Source organism: Mucilaginibacter sp. P4_G9 (assembly GCF_056400985.1).
This window is the reverse complement of sequence record NZ_JBFUKF010000852.1, coordinates 1-891: the sequence shown is the minus strand read 5'-3', so window position 1 is coordinate 891 and position 891 is coordinate 1. Positions and strand designations below refer to the sequence as shown.

Annotated in this window: 2 protein-coding genes; both read right to left on the bottom strand. The window is 32.3% G+C overall.

What is annotated here, in order from left to right; translation table 11 throughout:
• Window positions 1-456: hypothetical protein (locus AC1DPZ_RS28140; RefSeq protein WP_477409752.1), on the bottom strand; the 456-nt coding region annotated here is incomplete at its 3' end.
• Window positions 457-511: 55 nt separating this feature from the next.
• Window positions 512-891: hypothetical protein (locus tag AC1DPZ_RS28135; protein ID WP_477409750.1), on the bottom strand; the 380-nt coding region annotated here is incomplete at its 5' end.

Genomic DNA, 891 nt, shown 5'->3' with positions numbered 1-891 from the left:
CAGTACATCCGCGTTATCATAAACAATCTTAATTCGTTCAATAGCTAAAGGGTGAGTAAAGGGGCCATAAGCTTGCGGTAAAAAAACCAACTTGGCACCACTCTTTTTTAAATCGCTGTAATACTTATTTACGCGTTTATTGGAAGCTTCGCTATAGCCCGGCACCCAATGATCAGAAAATTGAAAACCTCCGGCATCCAGCAACATATCAATCTTACCTGTTTTTACAAAAAATAATTTTGACAATAGCTTTTGAGGAAAGAAATTAAAAAAACTCTGATCTTTGTATATATATAAACCTTCGCCTATTGCCTGAGTAACATTACCACCAGTCGTATTTGGGCTAATAACACACTGCCTGTTAGGATATTTTTCTTTGGTCTTTTTCATAACGGAGCGTAACATTAATTCGGCTCCCTTATTAACAAACCCAGCATTTTCAATTAAGATATTCATAGAATATTGTATTAGTTATTATAAGATATTGAGACTGCAATAGCTACTCTATAAATTAGGCTATTAAATTATATTCAATATTTTCAAAAGACGCCTGTATGTTACTTTTACCACTGTCATCCCAAAGTATTAAAGCTACAGCACCATATTTATACAATTTCAAATTGTCGGTAATAGTCATTATAACTTTTCCGTTACATATAAAACTAAACTTATCACCTTTTACTACTATAATAAAGTTATATTTTTCTCCAAGTTTAATTTCAATTGGTTCCACAAACAAACTATTGTAAAACTGCCCCACACTAACTATATCAAAATGTAATAGGCCTTTTTCAATTCTGAAACGATATCTGTCGTAAAAACCCACATATCTGAAACCGAATTGAATTTCGCGAAAACTTGAATTAAAAATAGCGTCAAGTTTAAGTACGT